Annotated in this window: 14 protein-coding genes; all 14 read left to right on the top strand. The window is 63.6% G+C overall.

Annotated elements, in window-relative coordinates; translation table 11 throughout:
* Positions 1–35: 35 nt before the first annotated feature.
* The 14 genes from recG to ftsY all read left to right on the top strand — a co-directional run bounded on the left by recG (position 36) and on the right by ftsY (position 17,202).
* Entirely contained in the window at positions 36–2,297 is a 2,262-nt protein-coding gene (recG, locus tag GJB56_RS04665) for an ATP-dependent DNA helicase RecG (protein ID WP_113683097.1), read from the top strand.
* Positions 2,298–2,417: 120 nt separating this feature from the next.
* The gene (locus tag GJB56_RS04670) at positions 2,418–5,822 is read left to right on the top strand and encodes a pyruvate carboxylase (protein WP_020969323.1); all 3,405 of its coding nucleotides are present in this window, start codon (positions 2,418–2,420) and stop codon (positions 5,820–5,822) included.
* Positions 5,819–6,385: a 16S rRNA (guanine(966)-N(2))-methyltransferase RsmD gene (gene rsmD, locus GJB56_RS04675; protein WP_003942746.1), complete on the top strand. Its 567-nt coding sequence runs from the start codon at positions 5,819–5,821 to the stop codon at positions 6,383–6,385. Before GJB56_RS04670 ends, rsmD begins: the two co-directional genes overlap by 4 nt.
* Positions 6,382–6,876, top strand: a complete 495-nt coding sequence (gene coaD, locus GJB56_RS04680) for a pantetheine-phosphate adenylyltransferase (RefSeq protein WP_113682966.1) — start codon at positions 6,382–6,384, stop codon at positions 6,874–6,876. Before rsmD ends, coaD begins: the two co-directional genes overlap by 4 nt.
* A gap of 131 nt (positions 6,877–7,007) precedes the next feature.
* The gene (locus GJB56_RS04685) at positions 7,008–7,769 is read left to right on the top strand and encodes a DivIVA domain-containing protein (RefSeq protein WP_003942696.1); all 762 of its coding nucleotides are present in this window, start codon (positions 7,008–7,010) and stop codon (positions 7,767–7,769) included.
* 189 nt (positions 7,770–7,958) lie between these two features.
* Entirely contained in the window at positions 7,959–8,519 is a 561-nt protein-coding gene (locus GJB56_RS04690; RefSeq protein ID WP_041814904.1) for a YceD family protein, read from the top strand.
* A gap of 2 nt (positions 8,520–8,521) precedes the next feature.
* Positions 8,522–8,704 carry a 50S ribosomal protein L32 gene (gene rpmF, locus GJB56_RS04695; RefSeq protein WP_007729318.1) on the top strand — a complete coding sequence of 61 codons (183 nt, stop codon included), beginning with the start codon at positions 8,522–8,524 and terminating at the stop codon, positions 8,702–8,704.
* Positions 8,705–8,723: 19 nt separating this feature from the next.
* Positions 8,724–9,497, top strand: coding sequence for a ribonuclease III (gene rnc, locus GJB56_RS04700; RefSeq protein ID WP_019747952.1), 774 nt, complete (start codon positions 8,724–8,726; stop codon positions 9,495–9,497).
* A gap of 8 nt (positions 9,498–9,505) precedes the next feature.
* Positions 9,506–10,375: a bifunctional DNA-formamidopyrimidine glycosylase/DNA-(apurinic or apyrimidinic site) lyase gene (gene mutM, locus GJB56_RS04705; protein ID WP_019747953.1), complete on the top strand. Its 870-nt coding sequence runs from the start codon at positions 9,506–9,508 to the stop codon at positions 10,373–10,375.
* Between the two features lie 41 nt (positions 10,376–10,416).
* On the top strand, positions 10,417–10,869 hold the full coding sequence (locus GJB56_RS04710) for an OsmC family protein (RefSeq protein WP_020907278.1): 453 nt from the start codon (positions 10,417–10,419) through the stop codon (positions 10,867–10,869).
* A complete protein-coding gene (locus GJB56_RS04715) occupies positions 10,869–11,792 on the top strand; it encodes an SMP-30/gluconolactonase/LRE family protein (RefSeq protein WP_113682965.1) in 924 nt (307 codons plus the stop codon). Before GJB56_RS04710 ends, GJB56_RS04715 begins: the two co-directional genes overlap by 1 nt.
* Positions 11,793–11,797: 5 nt before the next feature.
* Complete coding sequence (locus GJB56_RS04720; RefSeq protein ID WP_019747956.1) at positions 11,798–12,082, top strand: acylphosphatase; 285 nt, start codon at positions 11,798–11,800, stop codon at positions 12,080–12,082.
* A 26-nt stretch (positions 12,083–12,108) separates the two neighbouring features.
* Positions 12,109–15,696 (top strand): chromosome segregation protein SMC, encoded by a 3,588-nt coding sequence (smc, locus tag GJB56_RS04725; RefSeq protein WP_113682964.1) that lies wholly within the window; start codon positions 12,109–12,111, stop codon positions 15,694–15,696.
* A 42-nt stretch (positions 15,697–15,738) separates the two neighbouring features.
* Positions 15,739–17,202, top strand: a complete 1,464-nt coding sequence (gene ftsY, locus GJB56_RS04730) for a signal recognition particle-docking protein FtsY (protein ID WP_113682963.1) — start codon at positions 15,739–15,741, stop codon at positions 17,200–17,202.
* Positions 17,203–17,379: the final 177 nt, after the last annotated feature.

The raw sequence follows: 17,379 nt of genomic DNA on the forward strand, positions 1-17,379 counted from the left end.
CATGTGCTTACCGCGACACTGTGCTGGAGGAACTGATGGCGACGCTCGCCGACCCACTCGATCGGCTGCTGGGAAAGAAGACCGCGGACGCGCTCGACGAGGCATTCGAGATTCGGACGGTCGAGGACCTGCTGCGTCACTACCCACACCGGTACGCGTCGGCAGGCAAGGAACTTGCCGAGAAGGAGCCGCCCGAAGGTGAGCACATCACCATCATCGCGCGGGTGGCGTCGGCCGCCGTCGTGAAGATGAAGAACCGTCCGGGGCAGATGTTGCGAGTATCGCTCGCGACTGATTCGCAGACCGTCGACGTCACCTTCTTCAACCCGCAGAAGGTGCGGCACGTCATCAAGCCCGGCGTGCGCGCGATGTTCTCCGGGACGGTGAAGTACTTCCGCGGCAAGTGGTCTCTCACCCACCCGAGCTACCTGATTCTCCCGGAACCTCGTGTCGGCGAGGAGGATTCGGTAGTTCCGCTTGCATCCATCAAGGGGGCCGGTGACCTTGCCGGTCTGGCTCGCGCAAACCAGGATCCCGGCGCCGAACTCGACCTGTCCGTCTTCGACCGCGCATTGATCCCGCTGTACCCGGCAACCCGCGAGGTCGAGAGCTGGACCATCATGCGGTGCGTGCGGCAAGTGCTCGATCAACTCGATCCGATCGAGGAGCCGTTGCCTGACGAGACCAGGGCCGAGCACGGATTCATCGGTTTGGACGAGGCACTGCGCACCGTTCACCTCCCGGATACCAAGGATGACATCGAACGATCTCAGGATCGTCTGCGTTTCGACGAGGCGCTGTCTCTGCAGTTGGTCCTCGCGATGCGTCGTCACGACAATTCCGAGCGGGTGGCGCCGGCCTGCGCTCCGGTTGCCGGCGGGATCGCGGACCAGTTCGAGGAGATGCTCCCGTTCACTCTGACGGAGGGACAGCAAGCAGTCGCGGAGGAGATCTCCAGCGATCTCGCTCGCCCACACCCGATGAGCCGGCTTCTTCAGGGCGAGGTCGGGTCAGGCAAGACCATCGTGGCTCTGCGCGCGATGCTGCAGGTCGTCGACGCCGGTTATCAGTGCGCGTTGCTCGCACCGACCGAGGTCCTGGCAAATCAGCACGCGCGATCACTGCGCAAGATGATGGGCCCGCTGGCCGCAGGCGGTGAACTCGGTTCGGCCGAACATTCCACCCGTATCGCCCTTCTGACCGGCTCGCTGCCTGTCGCTGCGAAGCGCGCAGCGCTGCTCGAAGCCGTGACCGGCGATGCCGGGATCGTCATCGGTACCCATGCGCTCATCCAGGACAACGTGGAGTTCTTCAACCTCGGCATGGTTGTCGTCGACGAGCAGCACCGCTTCGGCGTCGAGCAACGTGATCAGTTGCGATCACGTGCCCGTGAAGGTCTGAGTCCGCATCTGCTGGTGATGACGGCAACGCCGATTCCGCGAACCATCGCCATGACGGTGCTCGGCGACCTCGAGGTCTCGACTCTGCGGGAACTACCGCGTGGGCGAACCCCGATCAAGAGCAGCGTCGTGCCCGCGAAGCAGAAGCCGCAGTGGGTGGATCGCGCATGGGAACGAATCCGTGAGGACGTTGCCGCTGGCCGTCAGGCGTATGTCGTGTGCTCACGCATCGGCGACGGTGAGCAGGGTGCCGGTGAGGACCAGTTCACCGAGGAGAAACAGCCCGAGACCAAGTCGGCAGTCGACGTCTTCGAAGAGCTGTCGAGTGGCCCGCTGGCTGATCTGCGAGTCGGGTTGCTGCACGGTCGACTGCCTTCCGACGAAAAAGACGTCGTGATGAGCGCGTTCAACGTCGGTGACATCGACGTCCTCGTCTGTACGACTGTCGTCGAAGTCGGTGTGGACGTTCCGAATGCGACGGTGATGGTGATCGTCGACGCCGAGCGGTTCGGCGTCAGTCAGCTCCATCAGCTGCGCGGACGAGTCGGTCGAGGCAAGCACCAGGGGCTGTGCATCCTCGTCACCGGAAGCAATCCCGGCGGACCGGCGTACGAGCGGCTCTCGGCGGTGGCAGCGACCAACGACGGGTTCGAACTGGCGCAACTCGACCTCGCGACCAGACGTGAAGGAGACATTCTCGGTGCGGCGCAGTCGGGCACAACCTCGAATCTGAGACTGCTTTCCCTCATGGCCCACGGAGACATCCTCGAGTCCGCCAGGGAGTTCGCTCAGGGAATCGTCGACTCCGATCCGTCGCTCGAGGATCATCCCGCCCTCGCTTCCATGGTGACCGCTGCCCTGGACTCCGACCGGATCGAGTACCTCGAGAAGTCGTGACGGGTATGACGACAAGCTGAAATCGAATAGCACGAGGACCACCGGGTTGGTTTCTCGATTCAGTCCGAAATATGAGACTCCGCATGTAGACGCAAGATGAAATCGGGGTAGTTTTCTCGAATGTTCTCCAAAGTGCTCGTCGCGAACCGCGGCGAAATTGCGATCCGTGCCTTCCGCGCCGCCTACGAACTAGGTGCCGGAACCGTCGCGGTGTTCCCGTACGAGGATCGGAACTCGATCCACCGTCTCAAGGCAGACGAGAGCTACCAGATCGGGGAGAAGGGTCACCCCGTTCGGGCGTATCTCTCAGTCGAGGAAATCGTCGCCGCCGCCAAGAGTGCCGGAGCCGACGCCATCTACCCCGGTTACGGCTTCCTTTCCGAGAACCCGGATCTGTCGGCGGCGTGCGCCGAGGCAGGCATCAAGTTCGTCGGCCCGTCCGCCGAGATCCTCGAGTTGACCGGTAACAAGGCTCGGGCCATCGCAGCGGCAAAGGCCGCCGGTCTCCCCGTGCTCGCGTCCTCGGAGCCGTCAGCGGACATCGACGAGTTGCTCGCGGCCGCCGAGGACATGACCTTCCCGATCTTCGTCAAGGCCGTTGCAGGCGGCGGTGGACGCGGAATGCGCCGCGTTGCGGAGCGCTCACAGCTCAAGGAATCGATCGAAGCCGCAGCGCGCGAAGCGGAATCGGCCTTCGGCGATTCGACGGTCTTCCTCGAGCAGGCCGTCATCGACCCCCGGCACATCGAAGTGCAGATCCTCGCCGACGAGCAGGGCAACGTCATCCACCTCTTCGAGCGTGACTGCTCGCTGCAGCGTCGCCACCAGAAGGTGATCGAGCTTGCTCCGGCGCCCAATCTCTCGGAAGAGTTGCGCGCCAAGATCTGTGCCGACGCCGTCGCGTTCGCGAAGGAGATCGGGTACACGTGCGCAGGCACCGTCGAGTTCCTCCTCGACAAGCGCGGCAATCACGTCTTCATCGAGATGAACCCGCGAATTCAGGTGGAGCACACCGTCACCGAAGAAGTGACGGACGTGGATCTGGTCCAGTCGCAGCTCAAGATCGCGTCCGGTTCGACGCTTGAAGAACTTGGTCTGTCACAGGACACGATCAAGCTTCGCGGCGCGGCGCTGCAGTGCCGCATCACGACCGAGGATCCGGCCAACGGATTCCGCCCGGACACGGGCCGCATCACCGCGTACCGCACCCCGGGCGGAGCCGGTATCCGCCTGGACGGCGGCGCCACGCTCGGAGCCGAGGTCGGCGCGTACTTCGACTCGATGCTGGTCAAGCTCACCTGCCGTGGTCGTGACCTCGAAGCCGCTGTCGCGAGGGCTCGCCGCGCGGTCACCGAGTTCCGCATTCGTGGCGTCTCGACCAACATTCCTTTCCTGCAGGCGGTTCTCGACGACCCGGACTTCCGTGCCGGACGCGTGACGACCTCCTTCATCGAGGAACGTCCTCAGCTGCTGACTCTGCGTTCTTCGGCAGACCGCGGCACGAAGATCCTGACCTACCTCGCGGATGTGACGGTCAACAAGCCTCACGGTGAGCGGCCCTCGGCGGTGTACCCGCAGGACAAGCTGCCCAAGATCGATCTCTCGACGCCTCCTCCTGCCGGTAGCCGTCAGCGACTGCTCGAACTCGGACCCGAAGGTTTCGCGAAGGCACTGCGTGAGCAGAAGGCCGTCGGCGTCACCGACACCACCTTCCGTGACGCGCACCAGTCGTTGTTGGCCACGCGAGTTCGAACCAGCGGACTGCTCGGAGTAGCCGGGCACGTTGCGCGGTTGACGCCGGAACTGCTCTCGATCGAAGCCTGGGGCGGCGCGACCTATGATGTGGGACTTCGCTTCCTGCACGAGGATCCGTGGTACCGGCTCGCCGCACTCCGCGAGGCGATCCCGAACATCTGCCTTCAGATGCTTCTTCGCGGCCGAAACACCGTGGGCTACACGCCGTATCCCGAAAAGGTCACGCGCGCATTCGTTCAGGAAGCCACCGACACCGGTATCGACATCTTCCGAATCTTCGACGCGCTCAACAACGTCGACCAGATGCGGCCCGCCATCGACGCGGTGCGTGAAACCGGAACGGCCCTCGCGGAGGTTGCGCTGAGCTACACCGGTGATCTGTCGGATCCGAACGAAACTCTGTACACGCTCGACTACTACCTGAAGTTGGCCGAAGAGATCGTCGATGCCGGCGCTCACGTGCTCGCGATCAAGGACATGGCAGGCCTGCTGCGCGCTCCGGCAGCTACCAAGCTGGTGACGGCGCTACGCAGCAACTTCGATCTGCCGGTTCACGTTCACACGCACGACACTCCCGGTGGACAGCTGGCCACGTACTTCGCAGCGTGGCAGGCGGGCGCCGACGCAGTCGACGGTGCTTCCGCGGCACTGGCCGGAACCACCAGCCAGCCTGCGCTCTCGGCCATCGTCGCCGCTGCCGCGCACTCCGAGTTCGACACCGGACTGAACCTGCAGAACGTGTGCGACCTCGAGCCGTACTGGGAGGCGCTGCGAAAGGTGTACGCGCCGTTCGAATCCGGACTGCCGGCGCCGACGGGTCGCGTGTACACGCACGAGATTCCGGGCGGCCAGCTCTCCAACCTCCGGACGCAGGCCGTTGCTCTCGGTCTCGGCGACCGGTTCGAAGAGGTCGAAGCCAAGTACGCCGACGCAGACCGCATGCTCGGGCATCTCGTGAAGGTGACGCCGTCGTCGAAGGTCGTCGGCGACCTCGCGCTCCATCTTGTCGGTGCCGGCGTGCCTTCGGAGGAGTTCGCCGCAGATCCGGCGAAGTTCGACATTCCCGACTCCGTGGTGGGCTTCCTGCGCGGTGAACTCGGTACGCCTCCCGGTGGTTGGCCGGAACCGTTCCGCAGCAAGGCACTCGAAGGACGTGGCCAGGCCAAGCCGGAAGCGACGTTGTCCGCTGAGGACGAGGTGCTGCTAGAGGGCTCGTCGAAGGACCGTCAGGCGACGCTGAACCGTCTGCTGTTCCCCGGCCCGACAAAGGAATTCCTCGAACACCGCGAGAAGTACGGTGACACGTCGCGGCTTTCGGCAAACCAGTTCTTCTACGGTTTGCGGCGCGGCGACGAGCACCGGGTCGAGTTGGCTCCCGGCGTGGAACTGATCATCGGTCTCGAGGCGATCTCCGAGCCCGACGAGCGCGGCTACCGCACTGTCATGTGCATCCTGAACGGCCAGCTTCGCCCGGTCTCGATCCGCGATCGCTCCATTGCCAGTGACGTACCGGTGGCGGAGAAGGCCGACAAGAACAACCCGGGCCACGTGGCTGCACCGTTCGCGGGCGTCGTGACGCTCGCGGTCAAGGAAGGCCAGAAGATCGAGGCCGGCGACACCGTGGCCACGATCGAAGCGATGAAGATGGAAGCGGCGATCACCTCGCCGCGCGCCGGCGTCGTCTCGCGGATCGCGATCAGCGCCGTCCAACAGGTCGAGGGCGGAGACCTGCTGGTAGTCGTCTCGACGGGGGAGAGCGCCGCAGAGTGACACGCATCATCTCGGGACTCGCGGGCGGTCGACGCCTGCGAGTCCCGCCGAGCGGCACCCGTCCGACGTCGGATCGGGTTCGTGAGGCGTTGTTCAGTGCTCTCGAAGCGCGCATCGATCTCGAAGGGTGCGCGGTTCTCGACCTCTTTGCGGGTTCGGGTGCTCTCGGCCTCGAGGCGCTCTCGCGGGGAGCCGAGCACGTTGTTCTCGTGGAATCCGATGCCAAGGCTGCTGCCGTCATCAAGGCGAACATCGGCACTGTCGCGTTGCCGGGGGCGACGGTTCGCGCCGCTCCGGTTGCGGCCGTGGTCTCGGGTCCGAGCGCGCGTGAATACGACATCGTGATCGCGGACCCGCCGTATGCGGTAACCGACGAGGCCGTCGTGTCCATGCTCGCTGATCTGCAGGCCAACAAATGGGTGGGGGAGGGCACGATCGTCGTACTCGAACGTTCGTCGCGCTCGCCGGAGACTGTGTGGCCTCAGGGCTACGAGCCGATCAAGGCCAAGAACTACGGTGAAGCCCGCATCGAGCTGGCCACCTGCTACGGTCTGGACTCATGACTGGCGCCGTCTGCCCCGGATCCTTCGACCCTGTGACCAACGGTCACCTCGACGTAATCGGAAGAGTTGCTGCGCAATTCGACGAGGTCGTGGTCACCGTGCTGATCAACAAGAGCAAGCGTGGCATGTTCACGATCGACGAGCGGATCGAGATGCTCGAAGACGCGACGAGCCACCTGCCCAACATTCGCGTCACGTCGTGGCACGGATTGTTGGTCGACTACGCGAAACAAGAAGGACTCAGCGCGATCGTCAAGGGTCTGCGCGGCGCGAACGACTTCGATTACGAGCTGCAGATGGCCCAGATGAATCAGAAGCTCACGGGCGTCGACACGCTCTTCGTTGCCACGAACCCGACCTACAGCTACCTGTCGAGTTCTCTGGTGAAGGAAGTTGCGACCTTCGGCGGCGACGTCTCCGACATGCTCCCGGCCAAGGTGCATTCTCGGCTACTCGCGCGTATCGCCGAACGAGCATCCGAAAACAGCTGATCCCCGACACACCGACCACGACGACACCCCGTTGGCCGTTCTTCCGGCAAACTTGGACAGGAACGGGCACAGGTCCGAGTGGACCGGTGACGATGTGGGCCGATTTCGGCCGGTAGAGATTGGGGTTGCTTGTGTACCGCGTATTCGAGGCACTGGACGAACTGGTCGCAATTGTCGAAGAGGCGCGCGGTGTTCCCATGACCGCAGGGTGTGTTGTGCCTCGCGGTGACGTACTCGAGCTACTCGACGACGTCCGGGACGCAATTCCGAGCGAGCTGGACGACGCTCAGGACGTCCTCGATCATCGCGACAAATTGGTCGGTGACGCGCGAGCAAACGCCGAGAAGACGGTCAGCAGCGCCAATGCCGAGGCAACCTCGACTGTCGAGAACGCACGCGACGACGCCGACCGGATTCTGTCCGATGCCAAGGCTCAGGCCGATCGCATGGTTGCCGAAGCACGCGCACACGCCGATCAGTTGGTCGAGGACGCCGAAGCAGAAGCGGAACGGACCGTCACCGACGGCCGTCGTGAGTACGAGGCCGTCACCGGACGGGCGCGTGCCGAGGCCGATCGGATGATCGAGTCCGGCCAGGCCTCGTACGAACATTCAGTGGCGGAGGGAACGGCGGAGCAGGCTCGTCTGGTGTCGCAGACCGAGGTTGTCCAGTCAGCTCACGCGGAATCCGCGCGAGTGATCGACGCCGCTCATGCCGAGTCCGACAGGATGCGTTCGGAGTGTGACCTGTACGTGGACACCAAGTTGGCCGAGTTCGAAGAGTTCCTCACCGGAACGGTTCGATCGGTCGGGCGTGGTCGTCAACAGCTTCGAACGGGTTCGGGAGTCCCCGACTACCAGGACGACGATCGTCGTTCGGAGCGTCGTCGCTAGAGCGAACGAGACAGTCGAGGGTGGGTCGTCCGATATGGGGCGGCCCACTTTTTCGTGCACGGAATTGGGATTTGCGTTGTAGCTGCCGTATTGTGGAGTGGTTGCCCATACCAGTTTCAACAGTTAGGTGAGTTCTCTTTGTCAACGCATCGTCGTAGTTCGTCGCATCAGTCAAGTGATGCGGGATTTTTGCTGGACACGGTCAAGCTCGGTCGTCGTCCAGGGTCGATGCGTACCGTCGAGAGAACAATTCAGTCCCCGAACCGTATCGGTCTCGATCTGATCGCGATCGAAGCGGGCGCGGACATAGATCTCGATCTTCGTCTCGAAGCAGTGTCCGAAGGCGTTCTCGTCACCGGAAACGTGCATGCACCCACCAAGGGTGAATGCTCGCGGTGCCTTGAACCTTTCGCTGACACCGTGGACATCTATCTCACGGAGTTGTTCGCTTACCCGGACAGCACCACCGAGGAGACGACGGAAGAGGGAGAGGTCTACGCGGTCGAAGACGACGAAATCGACCTCGAACCGGTCATCGTCGATGCAGTCGGTCTGGCGCTTCCGCTCCAGCCTCTGTGCAGTGACGATTGCCTGGGATTGTGCTCAGAATGTGGCATTCGCCTGGCGATTGCGGAATCTGGGCATGGGCATGACATACTTGATCCTCGCTGGGCTGGTCTCGCGGCCAAATTTGGCGTGGAATCAAACACCAGCGAAAATCTTGTGATCACCGAAGCCGAGGAGAAGTAGAAGTGGCTGTCCCCAAGCGCAAAATGTCGCGATCCAACACGCGGTCGCGTCGTAGCCAGTGGAAGACCACTGTGCCCACCCTCGTTACCTGCCCCAACCGTGGCTGTGGCGAGCAGACCCTTCCCCACATCGCATGCCCGTCATGCGGTACTTACAAGGGCCGCCAGGTAACCGCTGCTGTCTAGTTCTCCCCGGAGAAAGACTATGACGAGCGAAAATACAGTTTCAGCCGCCGGCGGCGAGGGCAATCACGACAAGCTCCTCGCCGCTGTCGGCGTAGATATAGAGCCCGGTCTTCTGACCCTGGCTCTCACGCACCGCTCGTACGCGTACGAGAACGGCGGTCTGCCCACGAACGAGCGCCTCGAATTTCTCGGGGATTCCGTTCTCGGCGTCACGGTGACCGAAAATCTTTATCTGTCCCACCCGGACAAATCCGAAGGTGATCTGGCGAAGATTCGTGCCAGCGTGGTCAACATGCATGCACTCGCCGAGGTTGCCAGGACTCTGGGTGAAGGTGGACTCGGAGCGCACCTGCTGCTGGGTAAGGGTGAGGAAATGACGGGCGGCCGTGACAAGCCGTCCATCCTCGCCGACGGTATGGAGTCGATTCTCGGCGCCATACACCTGCAGCACGGCATCGATACTGCGAGACGTGTTGTTCTCGATCTGTTCGACGATCTACTCACTCGCGCACCGCTTCTCGGCGCGGGTCTGGATTGGAAGACGAGTCTGCAGGAACTGACCGCAGAACACGGTGCCGGAGTTCCCGTCTACGAGATCACCGCTACCGGACCCGATCACGACAAGGAATTCACGGCCACGGTTCTCATCAGTGGCAAGCCCTTGGGCGTCGGTGTCGGTCGTTCCAAGAAGGAAGCCGAGCAGAAGGCAGCAAGTTCGGCATGGAAGACGATGTCGGAGAATGCCGCTGCTAGCGCAGTCGCTGCTGACAACCCGTCTGATCTCGCCGGCTGAGTTCACTCTTGCCTGAGCTTCCCGAAGTCGAAGTCGTTCGCCGCGGCCTACAGTCTCATGCTGTAGGTGCGGCGATCGAGGCCGTCGAGGTCCTCCATCCCCGCGCGATCAGGCGCCACATTCTCGGTTCCGAGGACTTGATCGGCCAACTCACCGGGCAGACCATCGCTTCGGCAGAGCGTCGCGGCAAGTATCTGTGGCTGGTTCTCGAGCCTGCCGGTGTCGGACTGGTGGTTCATCTCGGGATGAGCGGACAGATGTTGGTCCAACCCCCGACAGTCGACTGGGAAAAGCACCTACGCATTCGATTGGCCCTCGATTCCGGGGCTGATCTTCGATTCGTCGACCAGCGGACCTTCGGTGGCTGGTCGATTTCACCCCTCGTCGAGGTCGACGGAACGATGCTGCCCGAGTCGGTGGCGCACATCGCTCGCGATCCCATGGATGCTGCGTTCGATCTCGAATCCGTCGTGAAAGTCCTGCGGGGCAAGCACACCGAGATCAAGCGGGCGATTCTCGACCAGACAGTGGTCTCCGGAATCGGAAACATCTACGCCGACGAATCATTGTGGCGTGCAAAGATTCACGGCAACCGAATCGCCGAATCGCTCACCAGGCCCAAACTTCGAGAACTGTTGACCGCGGCGCACTCGGTGATGGGCGAGGCGCTCGATCAGGGCGGTACGTCCTTCGACGCGCTGTACGTGAACGTCAACGGGGAATCGGGCTACTTCGACCGGTCGCTGTCGGCGTACGGGCAGGAGAATCTTCCGTGCCCGCGATGCGGCGCGCCGATCAAGCGTGAGAAGTTCATGAATCGATCGTCGTTCAGTTGCCCGCGGTGTCAGCCGACCCCGAGGGCACGGCGAATCGCCTAGGTCTCCGCCCCTTCGGTTCGGCGGAGTGGCAAGATTGCGTCATGGCTGAACAGACTCCAGACAACACTGCAACCGCCCCAGCTCACACGGAGCTTTGGGTGGAACGCACAGGAACCCGCCTCTACACCGGCAAGAGTTCGCGCGGCGCAGAGGTTCTCATCGGCTCCGAATCGGTGCCAGGAGTCTTCACGCCCGGCGAACTCCTCAAAATTGCACTGGCTGCATGCACCGGGATGAGCTCAGACTTCCCGATCTCTCGCCGCCTCGGTGACAACTACGACGCGACGGTCCGAGTGTCCGGTGCCGCCGATCGTGAAAACGAGGTCTACCCGCAGCTCGACGAGGTTCTCGAACTCGACCTCAGTGAGTTGGATGCCGAAGCGCAGCAGCGCCTCATCACTCTCGTCGAGCGTTCCGTCGACAAGGTGTGCACGGTCGGGCGCACTCTCAAGGCCGGAACCAAGGTCACGCTGTCGTTCGACACGGAAGCCTGATGTCCCGCGCCGGCAGTGTTGTCGCTGCGATCGCACTGGGTTCCGTTGTGGCGGTGAGTGCTCCGGCACAGGCCTCGGTCCCGGCCGACGGCTCGGACGGTGGTTGCGGCAAATGGACGTCGAGCGTCGTGACGACTGGTGCCGGAATGCTCGAGAATCTCGAATTCGACGGCAGCGGATCGATGGTGTTGTCGCAGTCGGCTCTGATCGGGCCGGGTGCACTGCTGAAAGTGGCGCCGGACGGAACACGGACAACTTTGGTCGGTGACGTCACCGGACCTGGCGGGCTGGTCGCGCGTGACGGTTCCGTGTACTTCACCACGGGCAACTCGACTGTCTCGGGTCTGTTCGGAATCGCCGACGGCAGCCTTCGTAAGGTCGACGTCGCAGACGGATCGGTGACAACGATTGCCGACGGTCTGGTGATGCCGAACGGGCTTGTGCCGCTGGACGGTAACCGTTTCCTCACAGCTCGCACCCTGACCCGGCCGGGGCTCACGGTCATCGACAGTGACGGAACCAGTTCGATCGTTCGTGAGGATCTCGGCACCGTCGACGGCCTCGCACGCTCCGGTTCGACGATCTACGTAACGACCACTTTCGACATGGTGACCGCGGTCCACGTCCTCGACGCACACGATCTGGGCGGGCCGGTGCGAACGATCACGCTCCCCGGGTTCGGTCCGGCAAACATGGCGGACGATCTGACCGTCGGACCGGACGGCGCGTTGTACGCCGCATTCAATGCCGGCGGCAAAGTTGTTCGCGTCGATCCGGATTCGGGATCTTCGTGTGAGATCGCCTCGGGTCTGCCGTTCACATCCGCGGTGAAGTTCGGTGCCGGCCCGGGCTGGGACCCCAACTCGATCTACACCGCCGGTTTCCTCGGCGACGTCCACCGTCTCGAACGTGTGGCGGGCTGAACGTCATGACTGAGACACCGCCTGTGCGGTTGACGGCGTGGGTTCACGGATATGTTCAGGGCGTCGGGTTCCGGTGGTGGACCAGGGCCCGCGCCCTCGAACTCGGGTTGATCGGATATGCGTCGAATCAGCGTGACGGTCGAGTGCTCGTCGTGGCGGAAGGCGAACGCACGCAGCTCGAGAGATTGTTGGAGTTGCTTCGCTCGGGAACAACACCGGGCACGGTGGATCTCGTGGTCGACAGCTGGGACCCCGCCAGGGGCGACCTGACAGGGTTCGTCGAACGCTGACCGGTTTGGCGGTAAAGTTTCCCCCCATGCACCTCAAGAGTCTGACACTCAAGGGATTCAAATCCTTTGCGTCGGCAACGACTCTTCGGTTCGAGCCGGGGATCACCTGTGTCGTCGGGCCGAACGGCTCGGGTAAATCCAACGTCGTCGATGCGTTGACCTGGGTGATGGGCGAGCAGGGCGCCAAGGCTCTGCGCGGCGGCAAGATGGAAGACGTCATCTTTGCCGGCACCTCCGGCCGCGCGCCGCTGGGCCGCGCCGAGGTGACCTTGACCATCGACAACGCCGACGGCGCGCTCCCGATCGAGTACTCCGAGGTGTCGATCACGCGCCGGATGTTCCGCGACGGCGCGGGGGAGTACGAGATCAACGGCTCGTCCTGCCGTCTGATGGACGTCCAGGAACTGCTCAGCGACTCCGGTATCGGCCGCGAAATGCATGTCATCGTCGGGCAGGGACGGCTCGCCGCGATCCTCGAATCCCGCCCCGAGGATCGACGCGCCTTCATCGAAGAAGCCGCGGGAGTCCTCAAACATCGCCGCCGCAAGGAAAAAGCGGTACGCAAGCTCGATTCCATGCAGGCCAATCTCGCTCGACTCAGTGACCTCACCGCGGAACTGCGTCGGCAACTCAAACCGCTGGGACGCCAGGCCGAGGTTGCTCGGCGAGCACAGACGGTCCAGGCTGACCTGCGTGATGCCAAGATGCGGCTGGCCGCTGACGACCTGGTGACCCGTCGAACCCAACTGAACGACCAGGCGCAGGACGAGAAAGCGGCCCGCGAACAGCACAACGAGGTGGCGTCCGCGCTCGACGAGGCCAACCTCGAACTCGGGCGCCAGGAGCAAACTCTCGCTCGTCTGACTCCGGGATCGGAAGCGGCAGCGCAGAGTTGGTTCCAGCTCTCCGCGCTTGCCGAACGAGTCAACGCCACCGTGCGCATCGCCCGCGAGCGTGCACGACATCTCGACTCCGAACCCGTCGGCAACCGCGGCCAGGACCCGGACGAGATGGAAGCGCGCGCCGAACGTCTTGCGGCCGAGGAGGCCGAACTCCTCGAAGGCGTCGAAATCGCGCGAGCGGCGTCGGAAGCTGCTCGGGACCAGCTGGCAGCCACCGAAGATGCTGCAGCAGAAGCGGAACGGGCGCACATGGCGGAAGTTCGTGCCGTCGCCGACCGCCGTGAAGGTCTTGCTCGACTCTCCGGTCAGGTCGACACTTTGCGTACCCGCGTCGAATCCGTCGACGCGGAAGTTTCGCGACTGACCGAGGCCATCGACGAGGCTCGTCTGCGTGGGGATGCCGCACAAGCCGAGTTCGACACGGTGCAGGAAAGCATCGGGGACCTCGACGCCGGTGAAGTAGGCCTCGACACCAATCATGAACGCGCCATCGAAGCTCTCGAGATGATCGACGCACGTGTCGAAGAACTTCGTGAGGAAGAAAAGACGAGCGGGCAACGCATAGCTTCGCTCCGTGCGCGCGTCGAGGCACTGTCGATGGGCTTGCAGCGCAAGGACGGTGGCGGCTGGCTGCTCGAACATCGGCGCGACGACGGCATCACCTCGCTGGTCGGATTGATTCACGTCGAGCCCGGCTACGAAGCTGCCATCGCTGCCGCGATGGGGCCGGCGGCGGACGCCGTCGTGGCGCAGTCGCTGGACTCGGCTCGCTCCGCTGTTGCAGCGCTGGCCGATCAGGACGGTGGGCGTGCGTCGCTGATCGTGAGCGGTGAACCGGTGATCAAACGCGAGGCCGAGATCGCACCGGGCAGTCGTCCTGCCGTCGACGTCATCGACTGCCCTGATGAGTTGCGTGCGGGGTTGACCGCAATACTCGATGGCGTTGTCCTGGTCGAGACTCTCGAGGACGCGATTCGAGTTGTTGCTGACCACAAGGGAATTCGTGCAGTGACGCGTTCCGGCGATCTGCACGGTTCGGGGTGGATGATCGGTGGCTCGGATCGGCAACCCAGCACGCTGGAGGTACAGGCGGCGATCGACGCGTCAGCAGCGGAACTGGCGGCAACGGAGAGCCGATCCGAGGAACTCGACGCGGCGCTGTCCGGCGCTATGGCCGAACAGGCCGCTCGACGCGAGACCGCGGAGCAGACTTTGGCCGCGCTCAACGAGTCGGACGCTGCCATGTCCGCCATTTACGAGCAGTTGGGCAGATTGGGGCAAGCAGCACGAGTCGCCCACGCGGAATCCGAGCGGTTGACCGCCCAGAGAGTGCGTGCCGAGGAGGGCCGCGGTGAGTCGCTGACAAAGCTGGCGGACCTGGAAGAACGTCTGCGTGTGGCCGAAACCGACGGCAGTGCACCGGGACACGGTGCGGAATCGACCGCTGCCGATCGCGAAATGGCCGCAGCAGCGCTGGCCGAAGTGCGCATAGTCGAAATGGATGCTCGCCTTGCCGTGCGCACCGCCGAAGAGCGTGCGGAATCCGTACGCGGAAAGGCTGATTCGCTTCGCCGCGCCGCTGCTGCCGAACGAGAGGCGCGAATTCGCGCCGAGCGGGCTCTGCGCGCCAGGGCGCACGCTGCGGAGGTTGCAGCTGCCGTCGCCGAGTCGGGACAGCGCGTGGCGGCCGAACTCGAGGCCGTCGTCGCCGCAGCTCTTGCTCATCGCGACGAGTTGGCTCGGGCCCGCTCCGAGTGCACGGCCAAACTGGATCAGGTCCGCGAGATCGTCCGGGCACTGACCGGACAGCTCGCTTCACTCACCGACGCCGTCCATCGCGACGAGGTTGCGAAGGCTCAGGCAGCGCTGCGTATCGAACAACTCGAGGAGTCGATCCTCGATCAGTACGGTATCGGCCTCGATGATCTGATCGCCGAGTACGGACCCGACGTCGAACTGCCGCCGACCACTCTCGAAATCGAGGAGTACGAGCAGGCCAAGGAGCGTGGGGAGCAGGTAACCGCCCCCGCTCCGCTTCCGTACGATCGTGCGACTCAGGAACGGCGCGCCAAGCGGGCGGAGAAAGACCTCGCCACCCTCGGCAAGGTCAATCCGCTGGCGCTCGAGGAATTCGCAGCTCTCGAGGAGCGGTACACCTTCCTCTCCACTCAGCTCGAAGACGTCAAGACCGCACGCAAGGACCTTCTTGCTGTGGTCGCAGACGTGGACGCACGAATTCTGCAGGTGTTCACCGAGGCCTATGCCGACGTCGAGCGGGAGTTCGTGGGCGTGTTCGAGAAATTGTTCCCCGGGGGAGAAGGACGACTGGTTCTCACCGACCCGTCGGACATGCTGACCACAGGCATCGAGGTCGAGGCGCGTCCGCCCGGTAAGAAGGTCAAGCGGTTGTCGTTGCTGTCAGGCGGCGAGAAGTCCTTGACCGCGGTGGCCATGCTGGTCGCGATCTTCCGGGCTCGTCCCTCCCCGTTCTACGTGATGGACGAGGTCGAGGCGGCGTTGGACGACACCAACCTGCGTCGGCTGATCGGACTGTTCGAACAATTGCGGGAGAAGTCGCAGTTGATCGTGATCACTCACCAGAAACCGACGATGGAAATCGCCGACGCGTTGTACGGAGTCAGCATGCGCGGCGACGGCATCACCACCGTGATTTCGCAGCGACTTCGCGGTCAAGACATGGCCTCGACGTAAGCCCTGCTCACTTTCCGGGTCGGAGCCTGAAACAATGGGCCGGTGACTACCCAGGCTTGGATCATCATCGCGGCTGTAGCGGCCGTACTACTCGTCGTTCTCGTTGCCGGATTCCTGCGCTACCGCAAGGGGCAGGTGTCGCTGAAGGCGCCCGAGACGAAGCCGGAGCTCGGCACCCCCGAGAAGGACAAGTCAGGCGGCTACAAGGCCGGCGGCGGGTTCAACTTCAGTCAAGGCTCGACGGCAACGGCGCCACCTCCGGTGGTTCCGACGCCGCCGGTCGCGGAGAAGCCGCCTGTCGTCGAAGAACCTGTCGTCGAAAAACCGATCATCGAAGAACCTGTTGCTGAGAAGCCGGCCGTCGTCGAGGAGCCGGTTGTCGAAGAACCCGCTGTTGTCGAGGAACCGGTTGTCGAAGAGCCGGTAATCGAAAAGCCGGTCGTAGAAGAACCACCGGTAGCAGAACCTGTTGTCGAAGAACCTGTCGTTCCCGAACCTGTTGTCGTTCCCGAACCTGCAGTCGTACCCGAGCCCGTCGTAGTTCCTGAACCCGTCGAGCCTGCACCGCTCGTGTTGGACGAGATCGACCCGACCGAAGGCCGGCTGGACCGACTGCGCGGGCGCCTCTCCCGCTCGCAGTCAGCAGTCGGCAAGAGCTTGCTCGGCCTACTCGGTGGCGGCGATCTCGACGAGGACTCGTGGGAAGAAGTCGAGGACACCCTTCTCATCGCAGACCTCGGCTCCGCGACCACGGAAAAGGTCGTCACGAAGCTTCGTGAGCAGATGGCGGCCCGCAGCGTCCGGACCGAGGCTGCCGCCCGCGCGCTCCTGCGTGAGGTGTTGATCGCCGAGTTGCGTCCCGAACTGGACCGCTCCATCCGCGCGTTGCCGCACGATGATCACCCGGCTGTTCTGCTCGTCGTCGGCGTTAACGGAACCGGCAAGACCACCACCACCGGCAAGCTGGCTCGCGTGCTCGTCGCCGACGGTCGTCGCGTCGTGCTCGGCGCCGCGGATACGTTCCGCGCGGCCGCTGCTGATCAGCTCCAGACGTGGGCCGAGCGTGTCGGCGCTGAAGTTGTTCGTGGCAAGGAGGGTGGCGATCCCGCTGCGATTGCCTTCGACGCGGTCTCACGGGGCATCGCGGACGGCGTCGACGTGGTCCTCATCGACACCGCCGGCCGTTTGCACACCAAGACCGGTCTGATGGACGAGCTCGGCAAGGTCAAGCGGGTCATCGAGAAGAAGGCGTCGGTCGACGACGTTCTGCTGGTTCTCGATGCGACGGTCGGCCAGAACGGACTGGCGCAGGCTCGAGTGTTCGCGGAGGTCGTGGACATCACCGGCGTCGTACTGACCAAGCTGGACGGAACCGCCAAGGGCGGAATCGTCTTCCAGGTTCAGCATGAACTGGGTGTGCCGGTGAAGTTGGTCGGTCTCGGTGAAGGTGCCGACGACCTGGCGCCCTTCGAGCCGGGTGCGTTCGTCGACGCCCTGCTGGGCTGACGCCCCCGTGCGCCTTTTTGGTAGCGCGAACTACCGAAAAGGCGCACAGGGTCGGTAGAACCCCCTGGCGAAACCTGTTTGCAACAAAGTTGGGCAATTGGTTCACGTCTGCGAAACGCGACAGCGCCATGGACGAAACACCAGCCCAGCACTCTTCTCCTTAACGACGTGCTGCCC

Origin of the sequence: Rhodococcus sp. AQ5-07 (assembly GCF_009707305.1) — a bacterium.
GTDB classification, from domain to species: Bacteria; Actinomycetota; Actinomycetes; order Mycobacteriales; family Mycobacteriaceae; genus Rhodococcus_F; species Rhodococcus_F erythropolis.

Coding starts and splice junctions, on each gene's coding strand:
- recG (WP_113683097.1), top strand. CDS start 36: ATGGCGACGCTCGCCGACCCACTCGATCGGCTGCTGGGAAAGAAGACC.
- GJB56_RS04670 (WP_020969323.1), top strand. CDS start 2,418: ATGTTCTCCAAAGTGCTCGTCGCGAACCGCGGCGAAATTGCGATCCGT.
- coaD (WP_113682966.1), top strand. CDS start 6,382: ATGACTGGCGCCGTCTGCCCCGGATCCTTCGACCCTGTGACCAACGGT.
- rnc (WP_019747952.1), top strand. CDS start 8,724: ATGACGAGCGAAAATACAGTTTCAGCCGCCGGCGGCGAGGGCAATCAC.
- GJB56_RS04710 (WP_020907278.1), top strand. CDS start 10,417: ATGGCTGAACAGACTCCAGACAACACTGCAACCGCCCCAGCTCACACG.
- GJB56_RS04715 (WP_113682965.1), top strand. CDS start 10,869: ATGTCCCGCGCCGGCAGTGTTGTCGCTGCGATCGCACTGGGTTCCGTT.
- GJB56_RS04720 (WP_019747956.1), top strand. CDS start 11,798: ATGACTGAGACACCGCCTGTGCGGTTGACGGCGTGGGTTCACGGATAT.
- smc (WP_113682964.1), top strand. CDS start 12,109: ATGCACCTCAAGAGTCTGACACTCAAGGGATTCAAATCCTTTGCGTCG.